22 protein-coding genes, 2 tRNA genes and 2 pseudogenes are annotated in these 25213 nt (G+C 58.2%); 15 read left to right on the top strand and 11 right to left on the bottom strand.

The features are described from left to right. Window positions 1-123 precede the first annotated feature (123 nt). Both OZX75_RS08675 and OZX75_RS08670 read left to right on the top strand, forming a co-directional pair. Window positions 124-1195, top strand: a pseudogene (locus tag OZX75_RS08675) (ABC-F family ATP-binding cassette domain-containing protein); the annotation flags it as partial. A 95-nt stretch (window positions 1196-1290) separates the two neighbouring features. Next, window positions 1291-2376, top strand: a pseudogene (locus OZX75_RS08670) (ATP-binding cassette domain-containing protein); the annotation flags it as partial. 155 nt (window positions 2377-2531) lie between these two features. On the opposite strand, the gene ilvN reads toward OZX75_RS08670, so the two are convergent. The 7 genes from ilvN to coaD form a co-directional block, all read right to left on the bottom strand. Next, window positions 2532-3086, bottom strand: coding sequence for an acetolactate synthase small subunit (gene ilvN / locus OZX75_RS05740; protein WP_277145708.1), 555 nt, complete (start codon window positions 3084-3086; stop codon window positions 2532-2534). Between the two features lie 21 nt (window positions 3087-3107). Then, on the bottom strand, window positions 3108-5066 hold the full coding sequence (locus tag OZX75_RS05735; protein WP_277145707.1) for an acetolactate synthase large subunit: 1959 nt from the start codon (window positions 5064-5066) through the stop codon (window positions 3108-3110). A 220-nt stretch (window positions 5067-5286) separates the two neighbouring features. Then, window positions 5287-6072, bottom strand: coding sequence for a ribonuclease III (rnc, locus tag OZX75_RS05730; protein WP_277145706.1), 786 nt, complete (start codon window positions 6070-6072; stop codon window positions 5287-5289). A gap of 227 nt (window positions 6073-6299) precedes the next feature. Beyond that, window positions 6300-6494: a 50S ribosomal protein L32 gene (gene rpmF, locus OZX75_RS05725; protein WP_277142447.1), complete on the bottom strand. Its 195-nt coding sequence runs from the start codon at window positions 6492-6494 to the stop codon at window positions 6300-6302. A 72-nt stretch (window positions 6495-6566) separates the two neighbouring features. Further along, window positions 6567-7190: a YceD family protein gene (locus tag OZX75_RS05720; protein WP_277145705.1), complete on the bottom strand. Its 624-nt coding sequence runs from the start codon at window positions 7188-7190 to the stop codon at window positions 6567-6569. A gap of 58 nt (window positions 7191-7248) precedes the next feature. After that, window positions 7249-8139: a cell division protein gene (locus tag OZX75_RS05715; protein WP_277145704.1), complete on the bottom strand. Its 891-nt coding sequence runs from the start codon at window positions 8137-8139 to the stop codon at window positions 7249-7251. Beyond that, window positions 8136-8630 carry a pantetheine-phosphate adenylyltransferase gene (gene coaD / locus OZX75_RS05710; RefSeq protein ID WP_277145703.1) on the bottom strand — a complete coding sequence of 165 codons (495 nt, stop codon included), beginning with the start codon at window positions 8628-8630 and terminating at the stop codon, window positions 8136-8138. The genes OZX75_RS05715 and coaD overlap by 4 nt, the downstream gene beginning before the upstream one ends. 287 nt (window positions 8631-8917) lie before the next feature. On the opposite strand from coaD, the gene OZX75_RS05705 reads away from it, so the two are divergent. After that, a complete protein-coding gene (locus tag OZX75_RS05705) occupies window positions 8918-9196 on the top strand; it encodes a DUF3039 domain-containing protein (RefSeq protein WP_277147453.1) in 279 nt (92 codons plus the stop codon). A gap of 307 nt (window positions 9197-9503) precedes the next feature. Here the strand turns inward: OZX75_RS05705 and OZX75_RS05700 are convergent, their stop codons facing one another. Then, on the bottom strand, window positions 9504-10826 hold the full coding sequence (locus OZX75_RS05700; RefSeq protein ID WP_277145702.1) for a nicotinate phosphoribosyltransferase: 1323 nt from the start codon (window positions 10824-10826) through the stop codon (window positions 9504-9506). A gap of 481 nt (window positions 10827-11307) precedes the next feature. Between OZX75_RS05700 and OZX75_RS05695 the strand changes: the two genes are divergently transcribed. From OZX75_RS05695 to OZX75_RS05685, 3 genes are all read left to right on the top strand, one after another. Further along, a complete protein-coding gene (locus OZX75_RS05695) occupies window positions 11308-11946 on the top strand; it encodes a Pr6Pr family membrane protein (RefSeq protein WP_277145701.1) in 639 nt (212 codons plus the stop codon). A 220-nt stretch (window positions 11947-12166) separates the two neighbouring features. Beyond that, a complete protein-coding gene (gene rph, locus OZX75_RS05690; protein ID WP_277145700.1) occupies window positions 12167-12931 on the top strand; it encodes a ribonuclease PH in 765 nt (254 codons plus the stop codon). 176 nt (window positions 12932-13107) lie between these two features. After that, on the top strand, window positions 13108-13782 hold the full coding sequence (locus tag OZX75_RS05685) for a non-canonical purine NTP pyrophosphatase (RefSeq protein ID WP_277145699.1): 675 nt from the start codon (window positions 13108-13110) through the stop codon (window positions 13780-13782). A gap of 261 nt (window positions 13783-14043) precedes the next feature. Here the strand turns inward: OZX75_RS05685 and OZX75_RS05680 are convergent, their stop codons facing one another. After that, window positions 14044-15045 carry an AEC family transporter gene (locus OZX75_RS05680; protein ID WP_277145698.1) on the bottom strand — a complete coding sequence of 334 codons (1002 nt, stop codon included), beginning with the start codon at window positions 15043-15045 and terminating at the stop codon, window positions 14044-14046. A gap of 393 nt (window positions 15046-15438) precedes the next feature. Here OZX75_RS05680 and OZX75_RS05675 point away from each other — a divergent pair, with 393 nt between their 5' ends. The 3 genes from OZX75_RS05675 to OZX75_RS05665 all read left to right on the top strand — a co-directional run bounded on the left by OZX75_RS05675 (window position 15439) and on the right by OZX75_RS05665 (window position 17107). Then, a complete protein-coding gene (locus OZX75_RS05675) occupies window positions 15439-15927 on the top strand; it encodes a GNAT family N-acetyltransferase (protein WP_277145697.1) in 489 nt (162 codons plus the stop codon). A gap of 266 nt (window positions 15928-16193) precedes the next feature. Further along, a tRNA-Leu gene (locus OZX75_RS05670) sits at window positions 16194-16275 on the top strand. 355 nt (window positions 16276-16630) lie between these two features. After that, window positions 16631-17107: a flavodoxin gene (locus tag OZX75_RS05665; protein WP_277145696.1), complete on the top strand. Its 477-nt coding sequence runs from the start codon at window positions 16631-16633 to the stop codon at window positions 17105-17107. Between the two features lie 231 nt (window positions 17108-17338). Here OZX75_RS05665 and OZX75_RS05660 read toward each other — a convergent pair whose 3' ends face one another. Then, window positions 17339-18403, bottom strand: a complete 1065-nt coding sequence (locus tag OZX75_RS05660; protein WP_277145695.1) for a 2,3-butanediol dehydrogenase — start codon at window positions 18401-18403, stop codon at window positions 17339-17341. A gap of 240 nt (window positions 18404-18643) precedes the next feature. Between OZX75_RS05660 and OZX75_RS05655 the strand changes: the two genes are divergently transcribed. Further along, window positions 18644-19123, top strand: a complete 480-nt coding sequence (locus tag OZX75_RS05655; protein WP_277145694.1) for a MarR family winged helix-turn-helix transcriptional regulator — start codon at window positions 18644-18646, stop codon at window positions 19121-19123. A gap of 75 nt (window positions 19124-19198) precedes the next feature. Continuing rightward, the gene (locus OZX75_RS05650) at window positions 19199-20764 is read left to right on the top strand and encodes an MDR family MFS transporter (protein WP_277145693.1); all 1566 of its coding nucleotides are present in this window, start codon (window positions 19199-19201) and stop codon (window positions 20762-20764) included. Window positions 20765-20927: 163 nt separating this feature from the next. Here OZX75_RS05650 and OZX75_RS05645 read toward each other — a convergent pair. Further along, window positions 20928-21000: transfer RNA gene (locus tag OZX75_RS05645), tRNA-Thr, on the bottom strand. Window positions 21001-21310: 310 nt separating this feature from the next. On the opposite strand from OZX75_RS05645, the gene OZX75_RS05640 reads away from it, so the two are divergent. The 4 genes from OZX75_RS05640 to OZX75_RS05625 all read left to right on the top strand — a co-directional run bounded on the left by OZX75_RS05640 (window position 21311) and on the right by OZX75_RS05625 (window position 25001). Next, window positions 21311-22693 carry a mannose-1-phosphate guanylyltransferase gene (locus tag OZX75_RS05640; RefSeq protein ID WP_277145692.1) on the top strand — a complete coding sequence of 461 codons (1383 nt, stop codon included), beginning with the start codon at window positions 21311-21313 and terminating at the stop codon, window positions 22691-22693. Continuing rightward, window positions 22677-24083, top strand: coding sequence for an acyltransferase family protein (locus OZX75_RS05635; protein ID WP_277145691.1), 1407 nt, complete (start codon window positions 22677-22679; stop codon window positions 24081-24083). Before OZX75_RS05640 ends, OZX75_RS05635 begins: the two co-directional genes overlap by 17 nt. A gap of 325 nt (window positions 24084-24408) precedes the next feature. Then, window positions 24409-24672, top strand: a complete 264-nt coding sequence (locus OZX75_RS05630; protein ID WP_277145690.1) for a hypothetical protein — start codon at window positions 24409-24411, stop codon at window positions 24670-24672. After that, window positions 24669-25001: a type II toxin-antitoxin system HicB family antitoxin gene (locus OZX75_RS05625; protein ID WP_277145689.1), complete on the top strand. Its 333-nt coding sequence runs from the start codon at window positions 24669-24671 to the stop codon at window positions 24999-25001. Before OZX75_RS05630 ends, OZX75_RS05625 begins: the two co-directional genes overlap by 4 nt. Window positions 25002-25213 lie beyond the last annotated feature (212 nt).

Below are 25213 nucleotides of genomic sequence, written 5' to 3'. Positions count from 1 at the left end.
GGCCGGGAAATGTGATTATCGTCGTATGTTCGGCGATTATGCAGAGATAATCACAAAAAGGCATGAGGCTATATTCGGTCACGGCGCAAGAGTGTTGATAGGCGGCGGTACCATCGAATCACTATGCCGACTTATGACTTGGGACTTGAACACGTTTCGCTCGATTTCGCCACTAAAAATATTTTCACCGATGTGACGCAGGGCGTCTTCGAAGGCGACCGCATCGGCATCGTCGGCAAGAATGGCGACGGTAAATCCACACTGTTGCATCTGCTGAAGGGCACTCAGAAGCCGGATTCCGGGCGCGTGACCGTACGCAACGGTCTGACCTTCGGTATGCTCGACCAGCGCGATCCGCTCGATGACAACGCCACCTTGCGCCAGGCCGCGCTTGAGGGGCGCGAGGATTATCAGTGGGCTTCCGACACCCGTTCGCGCGAGGTCGTGGAAGCGTTGCTCGGCGGCCTGAGCCTTGACGCGAAGATCGGCTCGCTTTCCGGCGGGCAGCGTCGCCGGGCCGATCTGACACGGCTTTTGCTCAAGGATTGGGACATTCTGGCCCTCGACGAGCCTACGAACCATTTGGATATCGTCACCATCCACTGGCTTGCGGAACACCTCAAGAACCGTTGGGCCTCCGGTCAGGGCGCGCTGCTTTTGGTCACCCACGACCGTTGGTTCCTCGACGAGGTCTGCGAGTCGATGTGGGAGGTTCATGACGGGGTGATCGACCCGTTCGAAGGCGGCTACAGCGCCTACATGCTTCAGCGCGTCGAACGTGATCGGCAGGCCGACATCCGCGAGGAGCGCCGGCGCAACCTGGCCCGCAAGGAGCTGGCGTGGCTGACCCGCGGCGCTCGTGCCCGCGCCACCAAGCAGAAGTTCCACGTGAAACAGGCGCACGAATTGATCGATGACGTACCGCCATTGCGTAATACGTTACAGCTCAAGCAGATGGCGACTTCTCGGCTCGGTAAGCAGGTCGTCGACCTCAATGACGTCACGCAGATTTTCGAACATCCGCAAGGTGTAGCTCCAAATTCACCTACTGCTTCGAACGATATTTCGGGCGATGAATCCGCTTCTCGCGTCGATATCGTCCCGGCCCTGTACGAGGAACCGAAAGTCATGGGTTCCGTCGAGTTGGCCGTCGACGACTTGGACGACGACCGGCTGGTCGATGCCAAGGCGGCGAACGCTGCGGCCGGGGAAACGCCGGTTGCTGTGGAAACAAACGAAGCCGAAGTGTCTGCCGATCAGGCAAACAGTGCAGCTGATAAGCGGGCAACAGATGCCGGCGAGACAGACGGCGGTGAACCGGATACCGAGGACGCGCCCGCAGTGACTTCGTCGGCGCAGCGAGTGACGGTCAGCGGTCGCAAGATTCTCGACGACGTCACCTGGCTGATCGGCCCAGGCGACCGGTTCGGCATCGTGGGCGCGAACGGCGCCGGCAAGTCGACCCTGCTGAAGATTATCGATGGCACGTTGACGCCGACCAAAGGACACGTGAAAATCGGCAAAACCGTGAAATTCGCGGTGCTTTCGCAGCGTCTTGACGAGCTTGAAAAACTCGGCAAATACAAGATCAAGGAAGTGCTGAGCCGCTACAAGCCGACCTACGTGGTCGACGGCAAAGAGGTTTCGACCAGTCAGCTGATGGAACGGCTCGGTTTCTCGGCCGCGCAGCTGATGACGCCGATCGCCGATCTTTCCGGTGGCCAGAAGCGTCGTATGCAGTTGCTGCTGATTCTCTTGGATGAGCCGAACGTGCTCATTCTCGACGAGCCCGGCAACGATCTTGACACCGATATGCTGGCCGTGATGGAGGATCTACTGGATTCGTGGCCGGGCACTTTGATTGTGGTTTCCCACGACCGTTACTTGCTTGAACGGGTGACCGACGAGCAGTTCGCGCTGATTGGCGGCAAGGTCCGTCACCTTCCCGGCGGCGTCGACGATTACCTCGAAATGGTGCGCAAGATCGAGAACGGCGCCACGCTTGATGAGATTGCCGGTGACAATCGCGGTGGTAAGTCATCGCGCAAGGGTTCGGCTTCGAGCAGCGGTACATCTGAATCCCAGTCATCGAATGCGAATGGGCGCAGCGATAATGACGAAGGTTCCGATTCGCGATCCAGCGAGCCGAAGCTGACCGGCAAGGCCTTCCACGACGCCACCCGTCGGCTTTCGGCCATCGAGCGCAAGCTGGCCAAACTCGAAACCGAAAAGTCGAAGATCGAGCAGCAGATGGCGGAACATGACCCGGCCGATTACGAGGGTCTGGGCAAACTCAACGAGCAGTTGAACGCCAACTCCGACGAAAAGGACACGCTGGAAGCCGAATGGATGGATCTCTCCGAGCAGGTCGAATAGGCCGATTTGCCATCCCTCGTATTCGTGGAGACCAGCAGATATGTTTGTAATACGTTATGTTGCTGAGATTGTTGAAGATCGTTGAAAACAAAGGGCGGATATGACTCGGAAGCCATATCCGCCCGACAAATAAGCGATATCGAAACGCTATGCCGTCAGCGCCCTCGAATCTCGCTGCCGACCACTTTTTCGCTCAGTGCGTGGGGGCCGCGGGTCACGGCGACGGCACCGGAACGAACCAGCTCGATGATGCCGTAATCGTGCAAAAGACCGAGCAACGCGTCGATCTTGCCCTCGGCGCCGGTGGCCTCGATAGTCAGGGACTCGGGGTGCACATCGACCACGCGCACGCGGAAGAGGCGCACGATCTCAAGCACGTCGGAACGGTTCGTCTCGTTGGCGGCGACTTTGATGAGCACCAGTTCACGCTCGACGGCGTCGGTGTTGTCAAGGTCGACGATTTTCAGCACATGAAGCAACTTGTTGAGTTGCTTGATGATTTGCTCCAGCGGCACCTGCTCGACGTCGGCGGTCACGGTAACGCGCGAAATGTCGGGGCGCTCGGTGGGGGAGACGGAAAGCGAGTTGATGTTAAAGGCGCGGCGGGCGAAGAGGCCTGCTATACGTGCCAGTACGCCGGGGCGGTTCTCGACCAGAACGGACAGGGTGTGGCGCTCGCTGTGCGGAGTGGATGCGGGATAGATTGCCATGATGTTCCTTTCGCCTTGTCCTTATTCTTTCGATTGTTCAGCAGCCGTAGCGCCATCGGCAACGGCTGCATGGTCGGTATCGTTCTGGGGCTCGTCGGCACCCGAATCTGAGCCCGAATCCGTGGTGTCGTTGTGCAACAGCGGCTGCACGCCCGGTTTGTAGGTGACGGTGTCGTTGGACTGTCCGGCGGCCACCATCGGCCAGACCATGGCATCTTTATAGACGCGGAAGTCGATCAACACTGGTCGGTCATTGATCTCATTGGCGCGTTTGATCGCGGCTTTCGCCTCGTCCTGCGTCGTGGCGCGAATGCCGACGCAGCTATACGCCTCGGCGAGCTTCACGAAATCGGGGACATTGACGATATCCTCGGTATTCTCGCCATCCTGGATGCTGGTCTGCGAATAGTGCTTGTCGTAGAAAAGCGTCTGCCACTGACGGACCATGCCGTAGACCGAATTGTTCAGAATCGCGATTTTCACCGGTGCATTGTCGATGAACGCGGCTGCGAGCTCCTCGGACGTCATCTGGAAGCTGCCGTCACCGTCAATCAGCCAGACCGGCTTTTTGCCGCCGAAATCACGGGCCGAACCGACGCGGGCGCCGATGGCCGCGGGCAGGCCGAAGCCCATGGTGCCCAAGCCGCCCGAGGAAATCCAGGAATGCGGGTTCTCGAAATCGATCAGCTGCGAGGCCCACATCTGGTGCTGGCCCACGCCGGAAACCCAGATGGTGGAAGGCGCGGCCTGACGCGAAAGCTCCTCGACGACCCACTGCGGCGAAAGCGTGCCGTCGGGGGTCTCTTCGTCATACTTCATGGGGTACTTTTCGCGCCACGAGTTGATGAGATTCCACCACGGCTTGAGATTCGTAGCGCCGCGTATGGCCTGTCCGCGCTTGATTTCGGCGTTCAGAGCGTCGAGCACTTCCGCGACGTCGCCGACGATCGGCACATCCGGCTGGCGGCGTTTGCCGATTTCGGCCGGGTCGATGTCGATGTGAATAACGCGGGCGGCGGGGGCGAACGCGTCCATCTTGCCGGTCACACGGTCGTCGAAGCGTGCGCCGATGGCCACCAGCAAGTCGCATTTCTGCGTCGCAGCCGTCGCCGCCAACGTGCCGTGCATCCCCAGCATTCCCAGCACCTTCGGGTCGGAATCCGGCACGATGCCGCGTGCGGGCAGGGTGGTGACGATGGGAGAATCGGTTAGATCGGCAAGTTCCTTGACCTGCGCGCCCGCGTTGGAACGCATGGCGCCGCCGCCGACGTAGAGCACCGGACGATAGGACTGCTCGAAGAGTTTTGCGGCCTCGCGCAGGACATGGCCGTGAGGTTTGGTCGTGGGATTATAGCCGGGAAGTATCATTTTTTGCGGCCAGGAATAATACATCTCGCCGACCTGTGCGGTTTTCGAAACGTCGACGACCACAGGGCCAGGGCGACCCGAACGTGCGATATAGTGCGCTTCGGCGAGTACGCGCGGAATGTCCTGCGCGTCGGTGACGAGATAGGAATGCTTGACCACCGGATAGGTGATACCCACGGTGTCGGCCTCCTGGAAGGCGTCGGTGCCGATCGAATCGATGCCGACCTGCCCGGAGATGACGACGAGCGGAACCGAATCCATATTCGCGTCGGCGATCGGGGTGACCATGTTCGTGGCGCCTGGGCCGGAGGTCACGATGCACACGCCCACGCGCCCGGTGGCGACGGCGTATCCTTCGGCCGCGTGTCCCGCGCCCTGCTCATGGCGCATCAGCACGAAACGGAACTTGGTGTCGTCGTGAATCTGGTGATAAACCGGCAGGATAGCGCCGCCCGGAATGCCGAAAACGTCCTGCACGCCCAGATCTTCCAGCGCGCGGATCAGCGCCTGTGCGCCGGTCATCTTCTCGCCGTCGACGAGAGTCTGTTTGCTTGTCTTCGTCGGTGCTTTCTGCACCCCGCTGAATGCCTGTAAAGGCGTTGGTGACACCATCGTTCCTCTTATCTCTTCGGGTTTGTAGGAATTGTCTTCTGACCTGCTGCGTATGGTGTACGTCTGCATGGTAATGACGCTCGGTGTTCGCTCGCCCGTTCGTGGCAGGCTGTGACGCTATGCCGATGTGCTCAATATCATAGCGCCTTGTATGTGCGGAAAACGCTTATTGCCCAAATATTGGCGGGGTGTCGCAAGTCTGTGGGGATTCGAGGATTCGCTATTGTCGCTGCGATTTTCCATCGTTGTGATGATGGTGCTTTTTAGCCTGATGGCGGCTCGGATTCGTGTCCAACTCCGTCCATGCGGCTTTTGCCGCGGCGAGCTGGGCCTTGCGTTTGCTGGAACCGGTGCCGACTCCGAGTACTTCGTCATCGTTTCCGACGACGGCGCGAGCGGTGAAGACCTGCGCGTATTCCGGCCCGGAGACGGCCATGCGGTAGCGCGGATCCTCAAGCCCCATGCCGTGTGCTTTGACGGTCAGTGAGGTCTTCCAGTCCAGCGCAGGCCCTTCCGTGGCCACTTTTTTGAGCTCGTCGTCGACCAGATGGTGCACGACCTTACGAGCCTCATCAATGCCGTGTTCCACGAACGTCGCGCCGATCAGGGATTCGACGATATCGCAGAGGATCGAGCTTTTCTCGGCTCCGCCTGATTCCGCTTCGCCGTGGCCGAGCAGGATATAGGGCCCGACCTGGAGCTTTTCGCGCGCGATCTGCGAAAGCGCCTTTTCCGAGACGGCCATCGCCCGCATCTTCGCCAGCTGGCCTTCGTTCATGTCGGGATGGACACGATACAGGGTTTCGGTGGAGACGAACTCGAGCACCGCGTCGCCCAGGAATTCCAAGCGTTCGTAATTCGGCGCGCCCTCGTGCTCGTGCGAGAAGGAGCGGTGGGTGAGCGCCATCACCAGCATATCCGGCGAAAGCGTGGTGCCCAGCCGGTCGAGCAGCTCTTGCTGCGGGGTGGTGGATTTGGTATTTTCGTTATGTTGTGAATCGGTCATGATGGTCCTTTTATACGGATATGACCCCGACGAACATATTGCGGGCACCAAGCCGGTTGATGGCGAATACTGCGATATCGAATATCGTCAGGTATAGCCGAACCGTATTGGTTACTGTAATACATCTGCGTGGCGGTGTAATGGTTTTTTTAGATTAAAGCCAAGCGTAAGCAGAGATGCAAAAGCCCCGCCACCCGTCGATGGCAGGGCTTTTATCTGCTAGCGTTTCACTTGCTCAGCGACTTGCTGATAGCCTCGCGATACACGCGGCCGCGGAACGAACCGCAGCTCGGGCAAGCCATATGCGGCAGGGTCGGCGCACCACAATTGGGGCAGGCTACGGTCTTGGCCGCGCTGGCCTTCCAGTTGGAGCGGCGCGAATGCGTATTGGCTCGCGAAGTCTTGTACTTTGGCAGTGCCATGGTATTCCTCTATTTCGTTCGAACAAATTGAGCTTAAGCGTAGACAAGTCTAACGCAATCTCGGTACAAGCTCTACTTGCCTTGTTTCGCTTCCTTTTCCAGCTGGGCCTTGAGGCCGGCCAAAGCCGCGAAACGGTTGTCGACCACGTCGTGATGGTGATCGGGGTTGTCGTTCAGGTTGATGCCGCACTGCGAGCACAGCCCCTTGCAGTCCGGCCTGCACAACGGCTGCAACGGCAGGTTCTCGACCAAGGTGTCGCGCAGGAGCGCTTCGAGGTCGGCGTAGTTGCAATCCGGGCTCAGCGGGTAGGTGTCTTCCGACTCGTCCTCGCCGGCGATGATATCGATATCTTCGTCGTGCTTGCCGTGCCCGTTATCGGCGTTGACGCTCGCTTTGGCGGAATCAAAGGGGAAGAACGCGGTGACATCCATGCCCCAGTCGCGTTTGAGAGGTGTGAGGCATCGTACGCATTCGGCGTGGACCGGCGCGTCGAAATGGCCGGTGAAAATCAGCCCGTCGACGATGGAGTCGAAAGAACCGTTCACCTTTACCGGTGCGCCTTCCTTGACACCGATGATGTTGTCGCCGATGCCGCTCGGTGCCGGGTAATCGGCGTCAATGGTTTTGCTCTGGCCGGGTCGCGAGATGATCTGCCCCACACAGACGGCCCATTGCGAATCTTCAGGTCTGCTCATATGTGTTTATCGTTCTTTCGGATCTTCAAGATTCCATGATCTTGTCTGTACTATAGTGCTATTCGGTTTTCTTCGCTGACGCCTGGCTTTGGGCCATCGCGTCGGCTTCGGTGGTTTGAAGCTGTTGGGCCGCCTCGCGCTGGCGTTTGTCGATGACGTCGATGCCGTTGCGAATGTCGCGGTCGTAGGTGGAGACCTGCTCTTTCAGAGCTTTCATCACGTCGGCGCAATAGGCGTTGGCTCCTTGTACCAGCTTGGTCGACCTGGTCTGAGCGCTGTCGACGATAGCGCGTGCCTTTTGCTGCGCCAGATCCACGACACGCTCCTGGCCGGCGAGAATCTGCGCCTGCTCCTCGGCGTTCTGCTTGATCTGCGCGGCTTGGCTCTGCGCCTTGGTAACGATGGCCTGCGCCTGGCTCTGCGCGTTCTGCAGCCTACGTTCGGCCTCGCGCATCAGCGAGGAGGCACGTTCAAGCTGGACGGGCAGCATGGCTTTGAGCTGTTCAAGCTGGTCGAGGAACTCGTCACGGTCGAGGCGCACCATGCCGGGGGTGAAAATGCTCGGCTTGGTCTCCTCGATGGAGGAAGTCATCTGATCGATGATGTCATAAACCGTGGTGAATTCGTCATGGCTTTTGCTTTCGGCGTTATCTTCTGTGGCCGATTCGGAATCGGATCCAGCATCATAGCCGGAATCTTCGCTGCGATGTTCCCGCAGGTCAGGAAGGTCGGCAGGCGAGGCGAAAAGCGGCTTGGTGGCTTTCACAGAGGGCGCATCGTCGTTGTCGGCAATGTCGGAATCGTCGGCATCGTAAGTTTCCTCGTGCTCAACGGAGCTTTCGGCTTCACTGTCCTTTACGCTGTGGTTCGGCGAAAGGTCGTCGATCGGAATGACCTTGGAAAGGGTATCGTCTTCCTCGTCGTTGAGGTCTTTTTCGTCCACCATCATTGACTCTTTTCTTTTTGAAGTTGTTCGGCGAGCATACCGACCACGCAATTGGGCACCATACCGGTGACGTCGCCACCGTGGCGCGCCACATCCTTGACGATGGTGCTGGAGATATGCTCAAGAATCGGGTTGGCAGGCAGGAACATCGTCTCGACGCCGGAAAGTTTGCGGTTCACCAGCGCCATGCCGAGCTCGGCCTCGTAGTCGCCGTTCTGCCGCAGACCCTTGATGATGACCGATGCTCCGACTTTGGTGCAATAATCGGTGATCAGCCCGTCGGTGGAGGCGACGACGACGTTGGGGTATCCGTCTTTTACCAAGGCCCGCCTGATGACGTCCACGCGGGTCTCTTCGGAAAACATCGGGGTTTTCGCGCAGTTCACAGCCACGACGACATGTACCGTCTCGAAAATGCGCGCACTGCGTTCGATAACATCCAAATGCCCTGCCGTGACTGGATCATACGAGCCTGGGCACACTGCAATAGTCATACTCCCAAGAATAACGCCTGACGCTGATTTCCGCTGTTGCCCGGGTCTTCAAGGTGCCGGTGATTGTTGTCTTTTGATGTTTTCGCTCTTGATAAACGCAACATCGAATCGCTGTGATGCCTAGAGATGAATGACATGTTCATCGTTGCTTACGGTAAACGCCGGACGTTATGATATAGGCGGTATTGCGGTGATTGACATGTGACTGTATAGCCGAATAAGGAGACGTGATGACTGGCTTTTTCGAAATGTTGGATAGTGATGGGCGGCCGAACGATTGGCTCGATATGGCGGGGTTCGAGAATCCTTCCGAAGATCCGGATTCGGGCGCGGGGACGGCGGTGCTTGAGCGTCCGGAAACCAAGGAGGAGCGCAAGCTCGACGACAACGGTGATGCCGATCGCTTTGCGCATTACGTTTCGCGTGACCGTATGCGCGAGTCTCAGCTCACCGGACGGCCCGTGGTGGCGCTGTGCGGCAAGATCTGGGTGCCGAAACACGATCCGTCACAATATCCGGTCTGCCCGGACTGCAAACGTATCTACGAGGAAATGACCGACAAGTAAAGTCAGGTTTCTTGCGCGGAGACGATTATTGTTTCGCCGTTTACATAACAAAGGCTGGGCATACCAGAAATCGACGGTATGCACAGCATTTTGCTTTATTTTGTACCTCTTGGTGCGCCAAGAGGGCGACTATATAAAGAATTGAGTGATATTCGTCAAATTTGGGGGCTCTTGGCGCACCAAGAACCCCGTTTTCTGAAGAATTCACCCCAAAGCGTCGTATTTGGGGGTACTTGGTGCACCAAGAACCCCCAAAATGAGCAAATTGATGCCGGGGCAGCAGATTATGATGCTGCGATTACGTTCTTTAGAGCACGTCGATCTGCGTGGGGATTGAAGGATCGCCCTTCATCAGCGACTGCGCGGTGATCGGCAGTTCGGCCAGGGCCTTCGCGTGGTAGTCGTGCGCGGCGGTGATGGCGTCGTGGCCCTGATACTGCTTGTCGGCCTCGCCGTGGTCCATGTAGGTGACCATCAGATCCTTCCAGCCGTCTTCGGGCTGGAAGGCGGCGAGCTTTTCCTCGGAGCCCGAAATGACGTGTTCGGCGGTGGCCAGGCCATATTCATAGGAGCGGAAGGCAAGCTTGCGGCCGGGGACGGTGGCCTTGTTCTCGGAATGCTTGGCGACGGGAACCATTTCGCCGCCTTCGCCTTCGCGTTCGGTGAGCTTGTAGACCATCGCGCAGGTCGGGGCGCCGGAGCCGGTCACCAGCATCGTGCCGACGCCGTAGGAGTCGACCGGGGCAGATTGCAGGGCGGCCAGCGCATACTCGTCGAGGTCGTTGGTCACCGTGATCTTCGTGTTCTTGGCGCCCAAGGCGTCGAGCTGGTTGCGGGTCTGCTGGGCCAGTTCGGCGAGGTCGCCGGAATCGATGCGCACGCAGCCGAGCTCGGGGCCGGCCACCTCGACGGCGGTCTTGATGGCTTCCTTGATGTCATATGTATCGACCAGAAGCGTGGTGTTCGCGCTCATCGCCTTGACCTGCGAGGCGAAGGCGTCGCGCTCGGAATCGTGGACGAGGGTGAAGCAGTGGGCCGAGGTGCCGATGGCCTTGAGGCCGTAAAGCTGGGCGGCGAGCAGGTTCGCGGTGCCTTGGAACCCGCCGACCACGGCAGCCCTGGCGGCGGCGACGGCGGCCCATTCGTTGGCGCGGCGCCCGCCCATGTCCATGCACGGGCGATTGCCGGCGGCGCTGGACATACGTGAAGCCGCAGCAGCTACTGCGGAATCATAATTCAGAATAGAAAGCAGCAGCGTTTCGAGCAGCGTGCACTCGCCGAACGTGCCTTCGACCTCCAGGATCGGGGAGTCGGGGAAATACATTTCGCCTTCGCGATAGCCCTTGATCGAGCCGGTGAACTTGAAGTTTTTGAGCCATTCGATGGTCTTGGGGCTCACCACCTTGCGGTCGGAGAGGAACTTGAGGTCGTCGTCGTTCAGATGGAAGCGTTCGAGCGCGTCGAGGATGCGGCCGGTGCCGGCGACGACGCCGTAACGACGGCCTACGGGCAGGTGGCGCGTAAAGATCTCGAAAACGCACTTGCGGTTCGCCGTGCCGTCGCGCAGAGCCGCGTCCAACATCGTGTATTCGTACATATCGGTCATCAAAGCCGGTGAATAATCCAGCATCACATGCCTCCCTGAGGTGTGCTTTTCGCGCCCTTTGCGTTGTCGGCGTTGCCGACAGAGCGCGAGATTTGCGTCGCCGGGCTGACCGGCCGCGTTGCTTTTCCACCTCGATTCTAACCCGACACGGCGATTAATAGTAATAATGACTATAAGTAGACATTTCGGCGCGGTTTGCTCGGTGTCGGCTCTCGGCGCGCTCCGTGAATCGCACCTACGATTTGTTGTTTTAGCGTTGGAAGTATGGGGATCCGACCGGCATCTCGACATAATGATTGATTGCTGATGGATGCTTTCACAGCTGTGGATTGATGCACTCTAAGTGTGCTGGAGGTTTCGGTATCCTTCGGTGCTGAACATCGGATTCAAGATTCTCAAAGGTGCAAAAGCCGTCGATGTCGATGGTGTAGGTGGGCTGAATCCGTGTCGTGGCTGGCCTTGATGCAAGACTGTGTTTTCTCGGCTTATCCCTAAACTGGCCGTCATGAAATATTTTGTCGGAATCTACCGTCTCATCATCGCGTTCCTGTGTCTCGCCTGGACGAGCGTGGCGTGGGGCGAACCCAGCTATTGGGTCTACTTTACCTACGAAACCAACTTCCTGCTCGGCCTGGTGATGCTGTGGGCCGGCGTCGCGTGCCTGATCGACGGCAAGCAGCCTCCCGCCTGGCTCAAGGGCATCCTGACGCTCTACATTCTGATCACCGGCATCGTCGCGGCCACGCTGCTGCCGCCGGCCAACCCGCTCACCTCGAAGTACGTGTTCGGCATCATGACCAACGTCATCCTGCACAAGGCCGCACCGATCCTCGCGACCATCGACTTCATTCTCTTCGACGCTCACAAGCGCTTCAAGTGGCATTACGTGCTCACCTGGCTCATCTACTTCCCGTTCTACCTGGCGTTCGTGCTCATCCGCGCGCAGCTTTGGCCGCATTCCGGTCCGGAGGCGCACGGCAATCCGTATCCGTACGGGTTCATCGATGTCAACAAGATCGGCTGGAACCAGATGTGGATCAATATCGTCTTCTGCATCATCGGTTTCGCCATTCTCGGCCTGGTGCTGTTCCTGATCGACAAGGTGATGCCGAAGAAGCCGCTGCTCGGCACCGTTCGCAACTGAGCGGATGTGCTTTTCCGGTTTCCTCATAACTGGTGTCGGAAAACGCGTAATTTTGCGTTGTTTCCAGCATTTTGCACACATTTGTGCTGGAAACAACCTAATTGGAAACTTTAAATGCGTTGTTTCCAGCATAAAAGTGTGTGAGCTGCTGGAAACAACGCATTTGAACGAATATTGAACGTTGCGCAATGACGTGACCGCCTGATGGTAGGTTGGCGGTATGGCTCAAATCAAGGATTTACTGAACGATAACACTGTGGTGCGTCCGGACGGACGTGCCGTCGACGAGCTGCGCCCCGTCAAGATCACCCGTCATTTCACCGACGCTCCGGAAGGTTCCGTGCTCATCGAATGCGGCAACACCCGCGTGATGTGCACCGCGACGTTCGCCCCGGGCGTGCCGCGTTGGCGCAAGGATTCCGGGCTCGGCTGGGTCACTGCGGAGTATGCGATGCTGCCGCGCGCCACTTCCGAACGCACCCCGCGCGAATCCGTGAGGGGCAAGGTCGGCGGGCGTACACAGGAGATCAGCCGCTTGGTCGGCCGCTGCCTGCGCGGTGTCATCGATATGAAGGCGCTGGGTGAGAACCAGGTGCAGCTGGACTGCGACGTATTGCAGGCAGATGGCGGCACCCGTACGGCTTCCGTGACCGGTGCATATGTGGCTTTGGTCGACGCGCTGCATTGGGCCGAGAAGCACAAGCACATCCGTTCGGCGCAAAAAGCGATCAAGGACCAGATCTCCGCGGTTTCCGTGGGGATTATCAACGGTACACCGATGCTGGACCTGCCCTATATCGAGGACAGCCAGGCCATGACCGACATGAACGTCGCCATGACCGGCTCCGGCAAGTTCATCGAGATCCAGGGCACCGCCGAGCACCGTCCTTTCACCCGTGATGAGCTCAACGTGCTGCTCGAGCTGGCCGAAAAGGGCAACAAGGAGCTGCAGCGTGCGCAGAACGAGGCGCTCGCCAAGGACTGAGGAAGTTCGCAGGGTTTTGAGCGTCGCAATGCGCCATTGGCTGAGGCTGATAGGAGATTTGCGACGCCAATAGCGTAATGGACGTCGTAAAAGTGCTGCTAGTCGAAGTTGACCGAGAGTTTGCGACGTATACACGCTGAAACGAGTAGGAAACAGACAAGGGCTGGGAATCTATCATGAAAATCGTCGTCGCTACACATAATGAAGGCAAGCTGCCGGAGATCCGCACCATCATCGAGGAGGAGCTCGGAGAGGCGGTACAACACGTCGAGCTGGTTTCCGCCGGTTCGATGAATCTGCCGGATCCTGTTGAAACCGGTGTCACCTTCGAAGAGAACGCGCTGCTCAAGGCACGCGACGTGGCGCGGCGAACCGGATTGCCGGCGCTCGCCGACGACAGTGGGCTGATCGTCGATGTGCTGGGCGCTGCTCCGGGCATCCTCTCGGCGCGCTGGTCGGGTGTGCACGGCGACGACGAGGCCAACATCGATCTGCTGCTCGCCCAGATCGCGGATATTCCGGACGCCAAGCGCGGCGCACGGTTCTGCTGCGATGCCGCTCTGGTGGTGCCGGAACAGTGCGTCGAGCGTCGTGCGGATGGCTCGGTGCCGCAGGCGCAGGAGACGACCAAACTCGGCGAGATGCACGGCGTCATCATTCGCGCACGCCGGGGCGGCAACGGTTTCGGCTACGATCCGATCTTCGTGCCGAACGATCAGCCCGGACGGTTGAACGACGACGGTGAAAAACTGACCAGTGCGGAAATGACCGCTGAGGAAAAGAATGCGATTTCGCACCGACACAAGGCATTCGTCGCGTTGGCCCCGGCAATCAGGCAGCTCATCGGCTGATGCAGGTAGGCACGCGAAAACGTTGATGCCATAATGTTGCGGCTTCGAACGTTATATGGTTTCGGCTGCGTTGCATTCATGACAGAAGCGCGGCACCCTGCTTCCTGAACTTATGAGCTGACGATGGAAGAAGCTATAGGGGCGGAACCGTGTGGTCGTCCTCTAAGCGTTTTGTAATGTTACGTTATGATTGGATTTGATACGTTATAAGGCTTTCTGGCGAGCCGATTGGCGGGTATCGGCTCATGTTCGAGTGTGCCGCTACATGTGGATGATGAAATGTGCGGCGGTCATCAGAATTGTGCCGATCACGGCGGTCAGGCAGAGGATGAAGCCGGCTAGTTTGGCGTTGCCGAGCACCTTGTCGGTGAACATCGTCGAGAAGATGGCGGTCGGTGCGAGGCAGCACATCACCGCGGTCTCGCGAATGAGCGGGCTGAACGGCAGGATATACCACGCCAGCAACGCGAGAATAATCGCGCAGGGCAGGCGCCAGGCCATGACCTCGCCGACGAATTTGAGGTCGCGCAAGGAGGCGGGCAGATCGGTCAGCATGCCCACCATCACCATCGAGCAGAAGGCGTTGGCCGCGGAGAACGGCTGGCAGACCTGCGCGATCCAGTGCGGGAAGCGGAAGTTGAAGAACATCAATACCAGCATCAGGATATAGGTGTCGAACGCCGGCGAGGTGACGAAGCCTTTGACGACATTGCGGATCAATGCCCGGCGTTGCAGGCGGCGTGCGTCGCGGTCGGTGGCTTTGATGCGGGGCAAGGTCGGGGCGTCTCCGGCATTCTGCTCGGCCAGGGTTTTGCCGGGGACGATGTGCAGGAGATTTTGCGTCATCACGTTCGTTCCGGCGGCGACCATGATGTCATTGCCGATGTCGAACATGGCGGCGGGGACCAAAGCGGCGGGGCCCAGAAAAGCCTGGACCATCGGGAAGCAGAAGCAGCCGACGTTGAACCCGCTTCCGTTGAGCATCAGGAACGCGCGGTCGGCGACCGGTCGGTGACGCGTGGACACGAAGATGAGCAGCGGCGGAATCAAGGATGCGAAAAACGAGAAGCAGGAAAGCAGCAGAAGGTTGAGCTGGTGCGGGTTGGTGGCGAAAGAATAGGTGATGGCGCCGGGCAGGATGATGTCGAATTCCAGCACCTGCACCACGCGGTAGTCCTTCGCGCCTAAAATGCCGGTCCGTTTGAACAGGTACCCGAGCAGGATGATGAGCAGCAGTGTCGCCGGTTGAATGAGTGCTGACATGGACTTGGTTTCTCTCTTTTCGCTGGTGTTGCTGTGGACGTTGATTCGCTCTACCGTGTCATATCATAGACTTCGGCACTGCCTATAACGCAATAAAGTCCCCATAGATGGCCTTTGATACCGATATTTGGGATGTTCGACGCTATCTTGTGATGGTTCTCATGTGCACAGATACAGGTCGAAAATACGATGAATCTGCCCTATGCGTTGCTGTGAATGGAATCCCAGGATTTTGCAAGCTGAAAGTCGGCCGAGACTCTACAATATCGAAGAGCGAAACGGGGTGATAATCTGATGGCCAATCAGACGAATGCTGCGAATCCGATGAATACGGTAAATCCGGACTCAAAGGTTGCGGGAGTTATCAGGAAATGTGGTGTTAGCGATGCCCAGATGCTGCACAAACTGAGCGTCGAAACGTACTTCGATACCTTTGACGGCACGAGCTCGGACGCCGATATGCGTAAATTCCTCGAAGAGTCTTACGCCGTGCCCGTGCTGCGCGATGAACTGGCCAATCCCGATTCGATGTTTTTCGTCATTTTACTGTCTTCTGGAGCGCAAAACGGAACGCCCGCAGGCTATATGAAGCTGAATTTTGGCTCGGCGCAGCTTGAGGATATGGGGCCTGGCGCGATGGAGCTCCAACGGCTTTACATCCGAAAGGCGTTCAAAGGCTGCGGACTCGGCACCCGGCTGATGAACCTGGCGCTGCAAACGGCTCGTGAACGCGACCTCGACAAGGTGTGGCTCGGCGTGTGGGAACACAACGAGCCCGCGAAACGCTTCTATACCGGCAAAGGCTTCGTGCGCGTCGGTCAGCACGCGTTCTGGCAGGGCGATGACAAGCAGACCGACTACCTGATGGCGCGCGAGGTGTGATGGTCTGGCTTTAGTGACGCGCCAATGCCAGCCGATATGAGTGACAAGTGAAGGGTGCGGAGATAATCACAAAAATCGCCTCGTTTCTGTGATTATCGTTGCAAATGATGTTCTGGTGCGGAGATAATCACGATTATCGCCACTTTTTTGTGATTATCTCCGCGGCCTGGGAATAATGGCCGGCGAATGAGCGGAAGTCGTGCCGGCTGTTGGTGGCGTTTGGGCTGCGAGCTTGTGTGGGACGTCTGCTAGATTGGTGTCGTTACGCGCGCATGGCGGAATTGGTAGACGCGCAGGATTTAGGTTCCTGTGACGCAAGTCGTGAGGGTTCGAGTCCCTTTGCGCGCACCTTGAGAACGGGAATCAAGATAACATGTCGGGGTGCATTGAAGTTATCGGGTTCTTGAATACTCCTTGTCAGTTCGAATGACTTCGGCTTTCGTTGGCCGACACGAGATTTCGGGTTGAAGAGAACCGTCCTGCCTCAGAGCTCAATCGGTGTGATCGTATAGCCATTGAGGTCGCAGAATTTCTGCAGATCCGTATAACCGGCAACCAACGTCTCGATATTTGTTGATGTCCAATGTAATAAGAAACGATGAAGCTTGTGAGATATGTCACTTTTGGGTGGGCCCGGCTTACACTGTGTCTTGATGTCATTGAGTTCAGAAAAGTCAATGATTATCAGGAGGAAGGGAACTTCATGGCTGACAAAACATTGGTAACGTATTTTTCCGTGTCCGGCAACACTCGCGCCGTGGCGCAAAAACTGGCTGGTGCCGCCAACGCCGATATCGAGGAGATCAAGCCGTCGATGCCGTATATCGCCTCCGATCTCAAGGCCGATGACGAGAAATGCCGGGCGAACGTGGAGCATGTCGTCGATGCGCGCCCGAAGATGGCGTCCTCCATTGACGTCAGTGCCTATGACGTGGTGTTCGTCGGCTATCCGCTTTGGTACGGCGTCGCGCCGCAGATCGTGCGTACGTTCCTCGAAAGCCAGGACTTCTCCGGCAAGACCATCGTCACCTTCGCCACCTCCGGCGGCAGCCTGGACGGTGCGAACGGCGAGCATCTGCACGTTTGCGCGCCCAAGGCGACATGGAAGACGGGTCGTCGCTTCACCTCCGACGACAGCGAGGATACCTTGGCTCAATGGGTCAAGGAGCTCGGCCTGTAAGCCGGCGAAACGAATCGTTCGTCTGAAACCGACGATTCGTCTGAAACGAGTCTTTGAGATCAAGCCGTTCGTCTGAAACGAGCCACCTGTTTGGCCCAAGCTAAACTGAAGGTTCGGTGGAGAAAGCGCATGGAAACGGGCCGCTACCAAAAGGCGACGGCCCGATTGTTGGCAATGTGATCTCGGAATAAGACCGAGAAGGCTATTGGCTCTTTAGGGTTGCAGAGCTCCTCAGAGCTGGACGAGGATCTTGACGTGGTGCTCGCCGTCGTGGCGCAGCTTCTCGAAGCCGTCCTTGACGATGTCCTCCGCCTTGATCTTGTCGGTGATGAACGGCGAGAGGTCGATGCCCTTCTCGCGCACCATCTCGATGACCTTCGCGTGGTCGTTGGCGTAGCCGAGCGATGCCTGGATGTCGCGTTCGGCGAAGGTCAGCTCGTTGGTGACGTTGATTTCGAGCGGCTTGACGTGCACCGCGACGATTTCCAGCTTGCCTTCCTGCTTGAGGCACGACAGCAGCTGGTGGACCACGACGCCGACGCCCGCGCAATCGAAGGCGATATCCGCGCCCTTGCCGTTGGTTTCCTTGCGCACACGTTCGTTGAGGTCTTCCTTGCTCGGGTCGACGACGATGTCTGCGGCTCCGGATTCCAAGGCCTTGTTCTTGCGGGCTTCGGAAAGCTCGGAGATGATGACCTTGGCGCCCTTGGCCTTGAGCACGGTGCCGACGAGCAGACCGATGGGGCCTGCGCCTCCGACCACTACGGTGTCTCCCGCCTTGACGTCGGTGCGACGAACGGCGTGGTAGGCCACCGAAAGCGGCTCGATGAGCGCGGCCTGGTCGAGCGGCATGTCGCCGACGGGGAAGACACGCTTGGCCTCGACGACGATATGTTCGCTCATGCCGCCGCCACCGCCGTTGATGCCAATGAAGCCCAGCTTCTCGCAGACGTTGTAGTTGCCGGTTTTGCAGGCGTCGCATTCGCCGCAGACCATGACCGGTTCCACGACCACGCGGTCGCCGACCTTCAGATCGGTGTCGACGTCATCGGCGATGGCCTCGACGGTGCCGGAGAATTCGTGGCCGAAGACGACCGGCAGTGTCTCGCCGGAAAGCGGGTGCGGCTCGGTGGCCGAGTTGCCGCCGTTCTGCTCGCCGTCATAGTAGAGATGCAGGTCGGAGCCGCACAGCCCGGTGAAAGCGGGGTGGATCTTGATGGTTCCTGGCTTGAGTTGTGGTTCCGGAATGTCGTCGATCTGGACGTGTTCCTTACCGTAATAACGAACAGCTTTCATATTTTGCCTCCTTGCAATAACTTAAAACGTTCTATCATTATATGTGCGAATCGGCTGTGAATATCGGAAAATAGTAATTAAAAATGATTGATTCCTCACATTGATAACAATGGCTATGCGGCAAAATGATTAATGTTCATAGATTTGACCAAATATAGTTTTAGTGACCTCAATGCAAAAGGCTCTGCCATAATTGGAAGGTTTGCGGTAAGTCATGAGAGGGGATTAGTGTAGCAGGCTATGGATATGGAAAATACGGGTGTTGAGGCAGCCGGTGTCGATGGCTTGGGCCCGCTGATCAAGGTGGCGAATACCCTGATCGAAAAGGAACTCAACAACCGTGTCGCTTCGATGTTCGAGGGATACAGCCTCACCGGGCCGCAGATCACCCTGATGGTCTATCTGCACGACGCTCGCGGGCGCTGCGTCACCCAGCGTGAGATCGCCGACCGCTTCGTGCTGAGCCATCCCACGATTCGGGGTATCGTCAAACGGCTCGAGAGTGCCGGGCTTATCGAGACTTCGCAGCTGGAAAGCGACCGCCGGCAGATTCTGCTCGAGCTCACTGCCGCGGGGCAGCGGCTGATGGACGCTCATATTGACGATATCCACGCCGTGATGGGGCAGATCAACGCGCGTATTACCGACGGTTTGTCGCAGGCCGAGCAGAAGAGGTTGGTCGGCGCTCTCAAACGAGTCGTCGCGAATTTTGCGGAATAAGTGTGATGGTACTCGTTAAAAAGGTATCTTTATATATCAAAACTGTAGCTTGCTATAAATTAGGAAAGGTTGGCAATGACAAATCAACAATCGCAAAAGCGCAAAGACGGGGAGCGCAACGCTTTGGGTGCGCGGCCGGTATCTGAGCAATCCATACCATCCGAATCGGGGCGGGAGAGCAACGTGCGATCTGCACAGCCGAAGTCAGCTGGGAGTGAAGGCACCGTAGCGTCGATTACTCCGCGTCAGCGCGGGCTGATGATGGCGGTGCTGCTGCTGGGGTCGTTCACGGCGTTGATGGCCGAGACGTTTCTGAACAACGCGCTGCCGACGATTATGGGCGCGTTCGCCGTCGGCCAGGCCACGGCGCAATGGCTGACGACCGCCTACCTGCTGGTGGTCGGGCTGATGATTCCGATGTCGGCGTGGGTGTTCGAGTCCTTCAACCTGCGCACCACGTTCGTGACCTTGATGGCCGTTTTCCTTGTCGGCTCGGTGATCTGCATTTTCGCGCCGAACTTCTGGGTGCTGCTCGCGGGCCGCATTATCGAGGCGATTGCCGCCGGCGGACTCATGCCGTTCATCCAGAACGTCATCCTCATGATGTTCCCGCCCGAAAAACGCGGCATGGCCATGGGCATCACCGGCCTGGTCATCGGTTTCGGCCCGGCGGTCGGCCCCACGATTTCCGGCCTGATTCTCAAGGTCTCGGGTTGGAAAACGCTGTTCGTCATCCTCGCGCTCGCCAGCGCCGTCACCGCGATTCTCGCCGTCCCGCTGGTACGTAACGTCACCTCGCCGCACCACAGCACCACCGACGTCATCTCCTTCGCAGAGTCCATCTTCGGCTTTGGCCTTATTCTTTATGCGCTTTCCGAGGTCGGCAACACCGGGCGCATCACGTTGCTGCTTGCGGTGCTGTTCGTCGTCGGCGTGATTATCATGACGCTCTTCTGCGTCCGCCAGTTCAGGCTTTCCACGCCGCTGCTCGACCTCCACGTCTTCGGCAACGCCCGCTTCAACCTGTGCACGCTCTTGAGCACCATCTCGAACATCGCCATGGTCGGCGTCGAACTGGTGCTGCCGCTCTACCTGCAGACCACACGCGGCGAATCGGCGCTCACGAGCGGCTTGGTGATGATGCCCGGCGCCTTGGTGATGGTGGTCTGCAACCCGATTTCCGGCACGCTGTACGACAAGCTCGGCATCAAGAAGCTCTCGCTTTTCGGCTTCCTGATGCTCTTGCTCGGTTCGGTGCCGATGCTCTGGTTCAGCGCGAAAACCAGCCTGTGGCTTATCGGCCTGTGCTATGCGCTGCGCATGGTCGGCATTTCATGCACGATGATGACCACGTTCACCGCCGGCATCAACCTGAGCGCCGCCCGCCTCACCGCCCATGCCAATGCCGCCTCGTCCACGGTGCGTCAGGTCGGCGGGTCGCTCGGTACGGCGCTCGCGATGCTGGTCATCTCGCTTGCCGCGACGTCTCAGGCCTCTGCCGGCAAGGCCGCAGCCCAAGCCATCGGCTACAACTGGGGCTTCATCCTCATGGTCGTCTTCGCGCTCATCGGCCTCGCCGCCTCGTTCTTCCTGCCGAACGCCGACACCGAGCGTAAGGCCATCGCCACAGCGAGCAAGTGAGCGTAAAATCTGTGAGAAAAGCACTGGTCCGCGGATGATTCGGTGCTTTTCTCATGGGTTTTGGGTGATGACGGCGCAAAAATATCGTTGAAATTCATCGGCAACATCGCAATGAGGCGTAAATGAATAAGATGATACTGCCAAGAAACGAAGCGAAAAAGAGAGCCGCTTGACAGAATCGAACTGTCGACCTTCTCATTACGAGTGAGACGCTCTACCAACTGAGCTAAAGCGGCAATTGCCCGAGCGGTATGCACCACTCGCGCACAAAACAATAATAATACCGGGTACTGTGTATTTTGTCCACAAGCGTCGCGTTCGGCCGTGTCTCGTTGGGCTGACTTGGTTTTTAGGGCTTGTTTTTACCATGCAATCGTGAAATTGCGAGGGAATTTGGCCGTGGAAACTATGGAATTGCGGGGAATCAGGGCGATGTGACGTTGAAAGACATGAGCGAAGCCGGCAATGACAAAGGCCCGCGCGACAATATATAAGAAGATATAAGGAGCAGGCAGGCTGGGAATCGCGCGAAAAGGGATGGGCAACTTGGAAAATGAAAAGCCGGCGGTATCGACGCCAAGCAAAGGTTTTGAAGATTTTTACGCCATCATCCCGGCCGGGGGCACCGGCTCGCGTCTTTGGCCGCTGAGCCGAGGGGCCAGGCCGAAGTTCCTTTACGATTTGATGGGCAGCGGACGCACGCTCATTCAGTCCACGTTCGACCGGCTCGCGCGGCTTGCCGGCTCCGACCGCATCGTGGTGAGCACGGGCTGGAGGCACGTCGCCGCGGTCGAGGCGCAGCTGCCGGAGCTCAAGGAATCCAACGTTTTTGCCGAGCCGGTGCCGCGGGATTCGACGGCGGCTATCGCGCTGGCCACGGCTATTCTGGCTAGGCGGCATGGAGAGAAGATCGTCGTCGGGTCGTTCGCGGCCGATCATGTCATTCGAGGCAAGGAGGCGTTCGCCGAGGCGGTGCGGCAGGCCGTGGCGGCTGCGCGTGCCGGGTATGTGACCACGATCGGCATTGCCGCCTCGCGGCCGTCGACGGCGTTCGGCTATATCCATCAAGGCCGGTCGCTGGCCGGTGAAATTCCCGAGGCGCCAAGCGCGCGTCTGGTGGAGCGTTTTGTCGAGAAACCGGATTCGGCCACGGCTCAGGCCTACCTTTCCACCGGTGAATATCGCTGGAACGCCGGCATGTTCGTGATGCGTGCCGACGTGTTGCTTGAGCATTTGCGCGAATATAAGCCCGATATGTATGACGCGATTTCGCATATCGCCGATGCCTATATGGCCGTCGATAGCGATGCTGATAGTGATGAGGCCGCCTCCGAGGCCGAAATCGCTGCGGCGAAGCGTACGGCAATCGAGACCGGAAATGGTGATAACGGCGAAGACGGAGATCATGCGGATGTGATTGGAGCTATTGGCGGCGATGACGACAATGACGACGATTCCGGTGGTGCCGCTGACGTCGACGGCGGTAACGACGCTGATGCCGGCAATGAGGCCGCTATCGACAACGATGCCATCGATGAGGCGATGGCGACCTACTGGCCGGGCATCGAGAAAATCGCGTTCGATTACGCGGTGGCCGAGCCGTTGAGCGTGGCCGGCGGCGTGGCGATGGTTCCAGGCGACTTCGGCTGGGACGACATCGGCGACTTCAATTCCGTGGCGGCGCTTCTGCCCAGTACCGGCACCCGCAACATCAAGATCCTGGGCGACGGTGACAAGGTCGTCAGCCTCGACAGCGCCGGCGACGTGGTGATGCCGCTGACCGAACGCACCATCGCGCTGCTCGGCGTCAACGATATGGTCATCGCCGACACCCCCGACGCGCTGCTCGTCGCGCCGCGCGCCCGTAGCCAGGAGGTCAAGGATCTGGTCGCCTATCTTGAGCGGGTTGGCTGTGACGACATCCTCTAGTCCTTCCGCTCCTGCCGGTTCTTCTGTCCGCCGGGCGCCGTCCCGCCGTCGTATGTTCTCTGTTGAACTGCTACGGCTTTTGGCCATCGGCGGCATCGCCGTCTTCCACGCGTTTCTGCCCACGTATGGGCAGATAGTGGCTCTGGGCCCTCAGGCTGCGGCGATGGCGAGCCGTTCCGGGGCACTCATCCCGGCGCTCGCGGTTCTGGCCTCGACCCGTCCGCTGGTATGGGCTGTGGCCGTTCTCGAATTGCTGGGGGCGTGGGGCAACCATGTGTTCTTTATGATTTCGGGATTCTTCCTTGTCCCGAAGGCCGCCGAACGCTCGCGTGAGCCTCATTACTGGGCTGGCCAGCTTCGTTCGACCGCTCACCGCATATTGAAAGTGGTTGCCGCGGTAGTGTTCTACGCCGTGATATTCATGGCCGTGAACCGCTGGATCATGCCGGTCAGCGATGCCGGAACCATGTGGTGGGTCACCTACAACCTCGAATTCATCTGGCTGTATATGTTCTTCATCGCGCTCGCGCCGGTCATCGGCTGGGTGGCCGGGCGTTGCCGGAAACGTTGGCAGGCTGGCTTGGTGGGGATTGCGCTGGTGGAGCTATACGTGCTGAACGCTTACGTCGCACTGGGCGCACGAGGGGATTTCGGCCAGCTCTCCGCTATGAATTGGCGTAAGCAGATCGGTGCGGTGAGCTATCTTGCCTCCTTCATCATTGCCGGGGTATTGGGCAGTGTGATCCGGCGGTCGCGCAGGAATGTTGCGGCGGGCGAGGTTTCGGGCAAGACTTCAAAGCGAGAACCGGCGTGGCTGACCAGGCGTTTTTGGCTCGCGGTGATCGTGGGTGTGGCGGTTCTGGCGATGGTGCTTTCGGCGGTGTTCGTCGCGCGTGACGATTATGGCCTGCTGTCGGCGCTGTCGTTCAAATCGACTTCGGTGATTTCGTTCCTTTTGGCGCTCTCTTCGTTGATGATCGCGGTTTGCGGCGGGCGTGTCCGTAAGGGTACCAATGACGAGGGCGTTTCCTTGCCACGGAACGGAAATGTGAGATCTGCCGCCGAGATGCAAACTGCTGGGTCCGCTGCAGCGCCTCCGGCTGGAAAGACTAAGGCTGCACTCGAGGCGCTGGCGTCGGGGATTCTGGGCTTTTATATCGCTCAGGCGTTGGGTTACAGCATCATGGAAATCGTCCAGACGTATTTCACGGCTATCCCCCTGAAACATGTAGCCGCAGCCGCGCTCGCAGGTTCTGTATTACACTCTGCTTTCTGGGAGGTGGCGTGGTTCCTGACGGCCATTGTCGTCGCCTTGGCGCTTGTCGTCATCATCTGTCTCTTCGACCGTTTCGTCCGTCAGCCCTTGTTGCGCTTGGTCAATTTGGCGTAGACGGATTGCGGTATGGCGAAAATCGGATTCGTTGCGATTGTGGACAGCTGCTTTGTCTGGATCGTAGATGGATTCTGTTCCTTGGGAACTGACGGCGTTTGAAGTTGGTGGTCGCTAGTTCGAGCGGGATGATGACGCTGGCGATGAAGCCGGCGATGGTCGGTCGGTCCTGTGGGGAGAAGGCCGACTGACGTGTCAGGAGCAGGTCTTGAGCGAAAGCGGTTGTCTGTTCGGGATCCGATCGTGTCAAAGGTTGCAGCATAAGGCTTCTGATCACTTCCGATGCGATCTTGCACTATAGTGTCAATAGTGATACTATGGTGCAATGGGAGATATAGGGAAGCTGGTCGGGAAGATGCGCAGCAGCCCGAAAGGCGTGCGCTATGAAGATTTGCAGAAGGTGTGCGAGGCCTATTTCGGCCGACCTTGCCAGCGTTCCACGATCCATTGCCTCTACAAGACGACTTGGCCGGGTAATCCGAGGGTAAATATCCAAAACGAGCATGGCAAGGCGAAGGCGTACCAAGTTCGTCAGATCCTGAAGGCCATAGATAAAATGGTCGATGACCATACGTTAGGAAAAAAATGAGCGATATTCATCATTACACATATCGAGTCAGTTGGAGTCCGGAAGATGGCGAATTCGTGGGCACGGTCGCAGAGTTTCCGAGTCTTTCATGGCTGTCTTCCAGCCAGATTGAAGCGTTTCAGGGCATCCTTGATATGACGGCGGAAACAGTGGCCGATATGCAAGCCAATGGTGAGAAGGTGCCTGATCCCATCGCGGACCGTCACTATTCCGGAAGGTTCGTCGTGCGGGTCACTCCGGAGCAGCACCGTGAACTGGTGCTTGAAGCTGCTGAGGAAAAGGTGAGCCTTAATCGGTTGGTCAGCGGCCGTGTCTTGGTGGGCGCCTGAATTTTAGCGGTGTCGATATACGTCTGTTTACCTCTCATTCGGTAGATGGTGCCTCGTGGAACGTGGATTTTTATTACGCTTGAAAAGTTGTTGATTGAGTTTGAAATCGGTCGTGCAACAGGGTTTATCGGCACGACGCTTTTTGTGCTGTTGTGTCCGCTTTTGTGAGTAACTTGGTGCTATGTAGCAAGCGGGGAAACGGCATTTTCGGA

Origin of the sequence: Bifidobacterium sp. ESL0800 (genome assembly GCF_029395355.1) — a bacterium.
Classification (GTDB): Bacteria; Actinomycetota; Actinomycetes; order Actinomycetales; family Bifidobacteriaceae; genus Bifidobacterium.
This window is presented reverse-complemented; position numbering and strand designations above follow the sequence as displayed.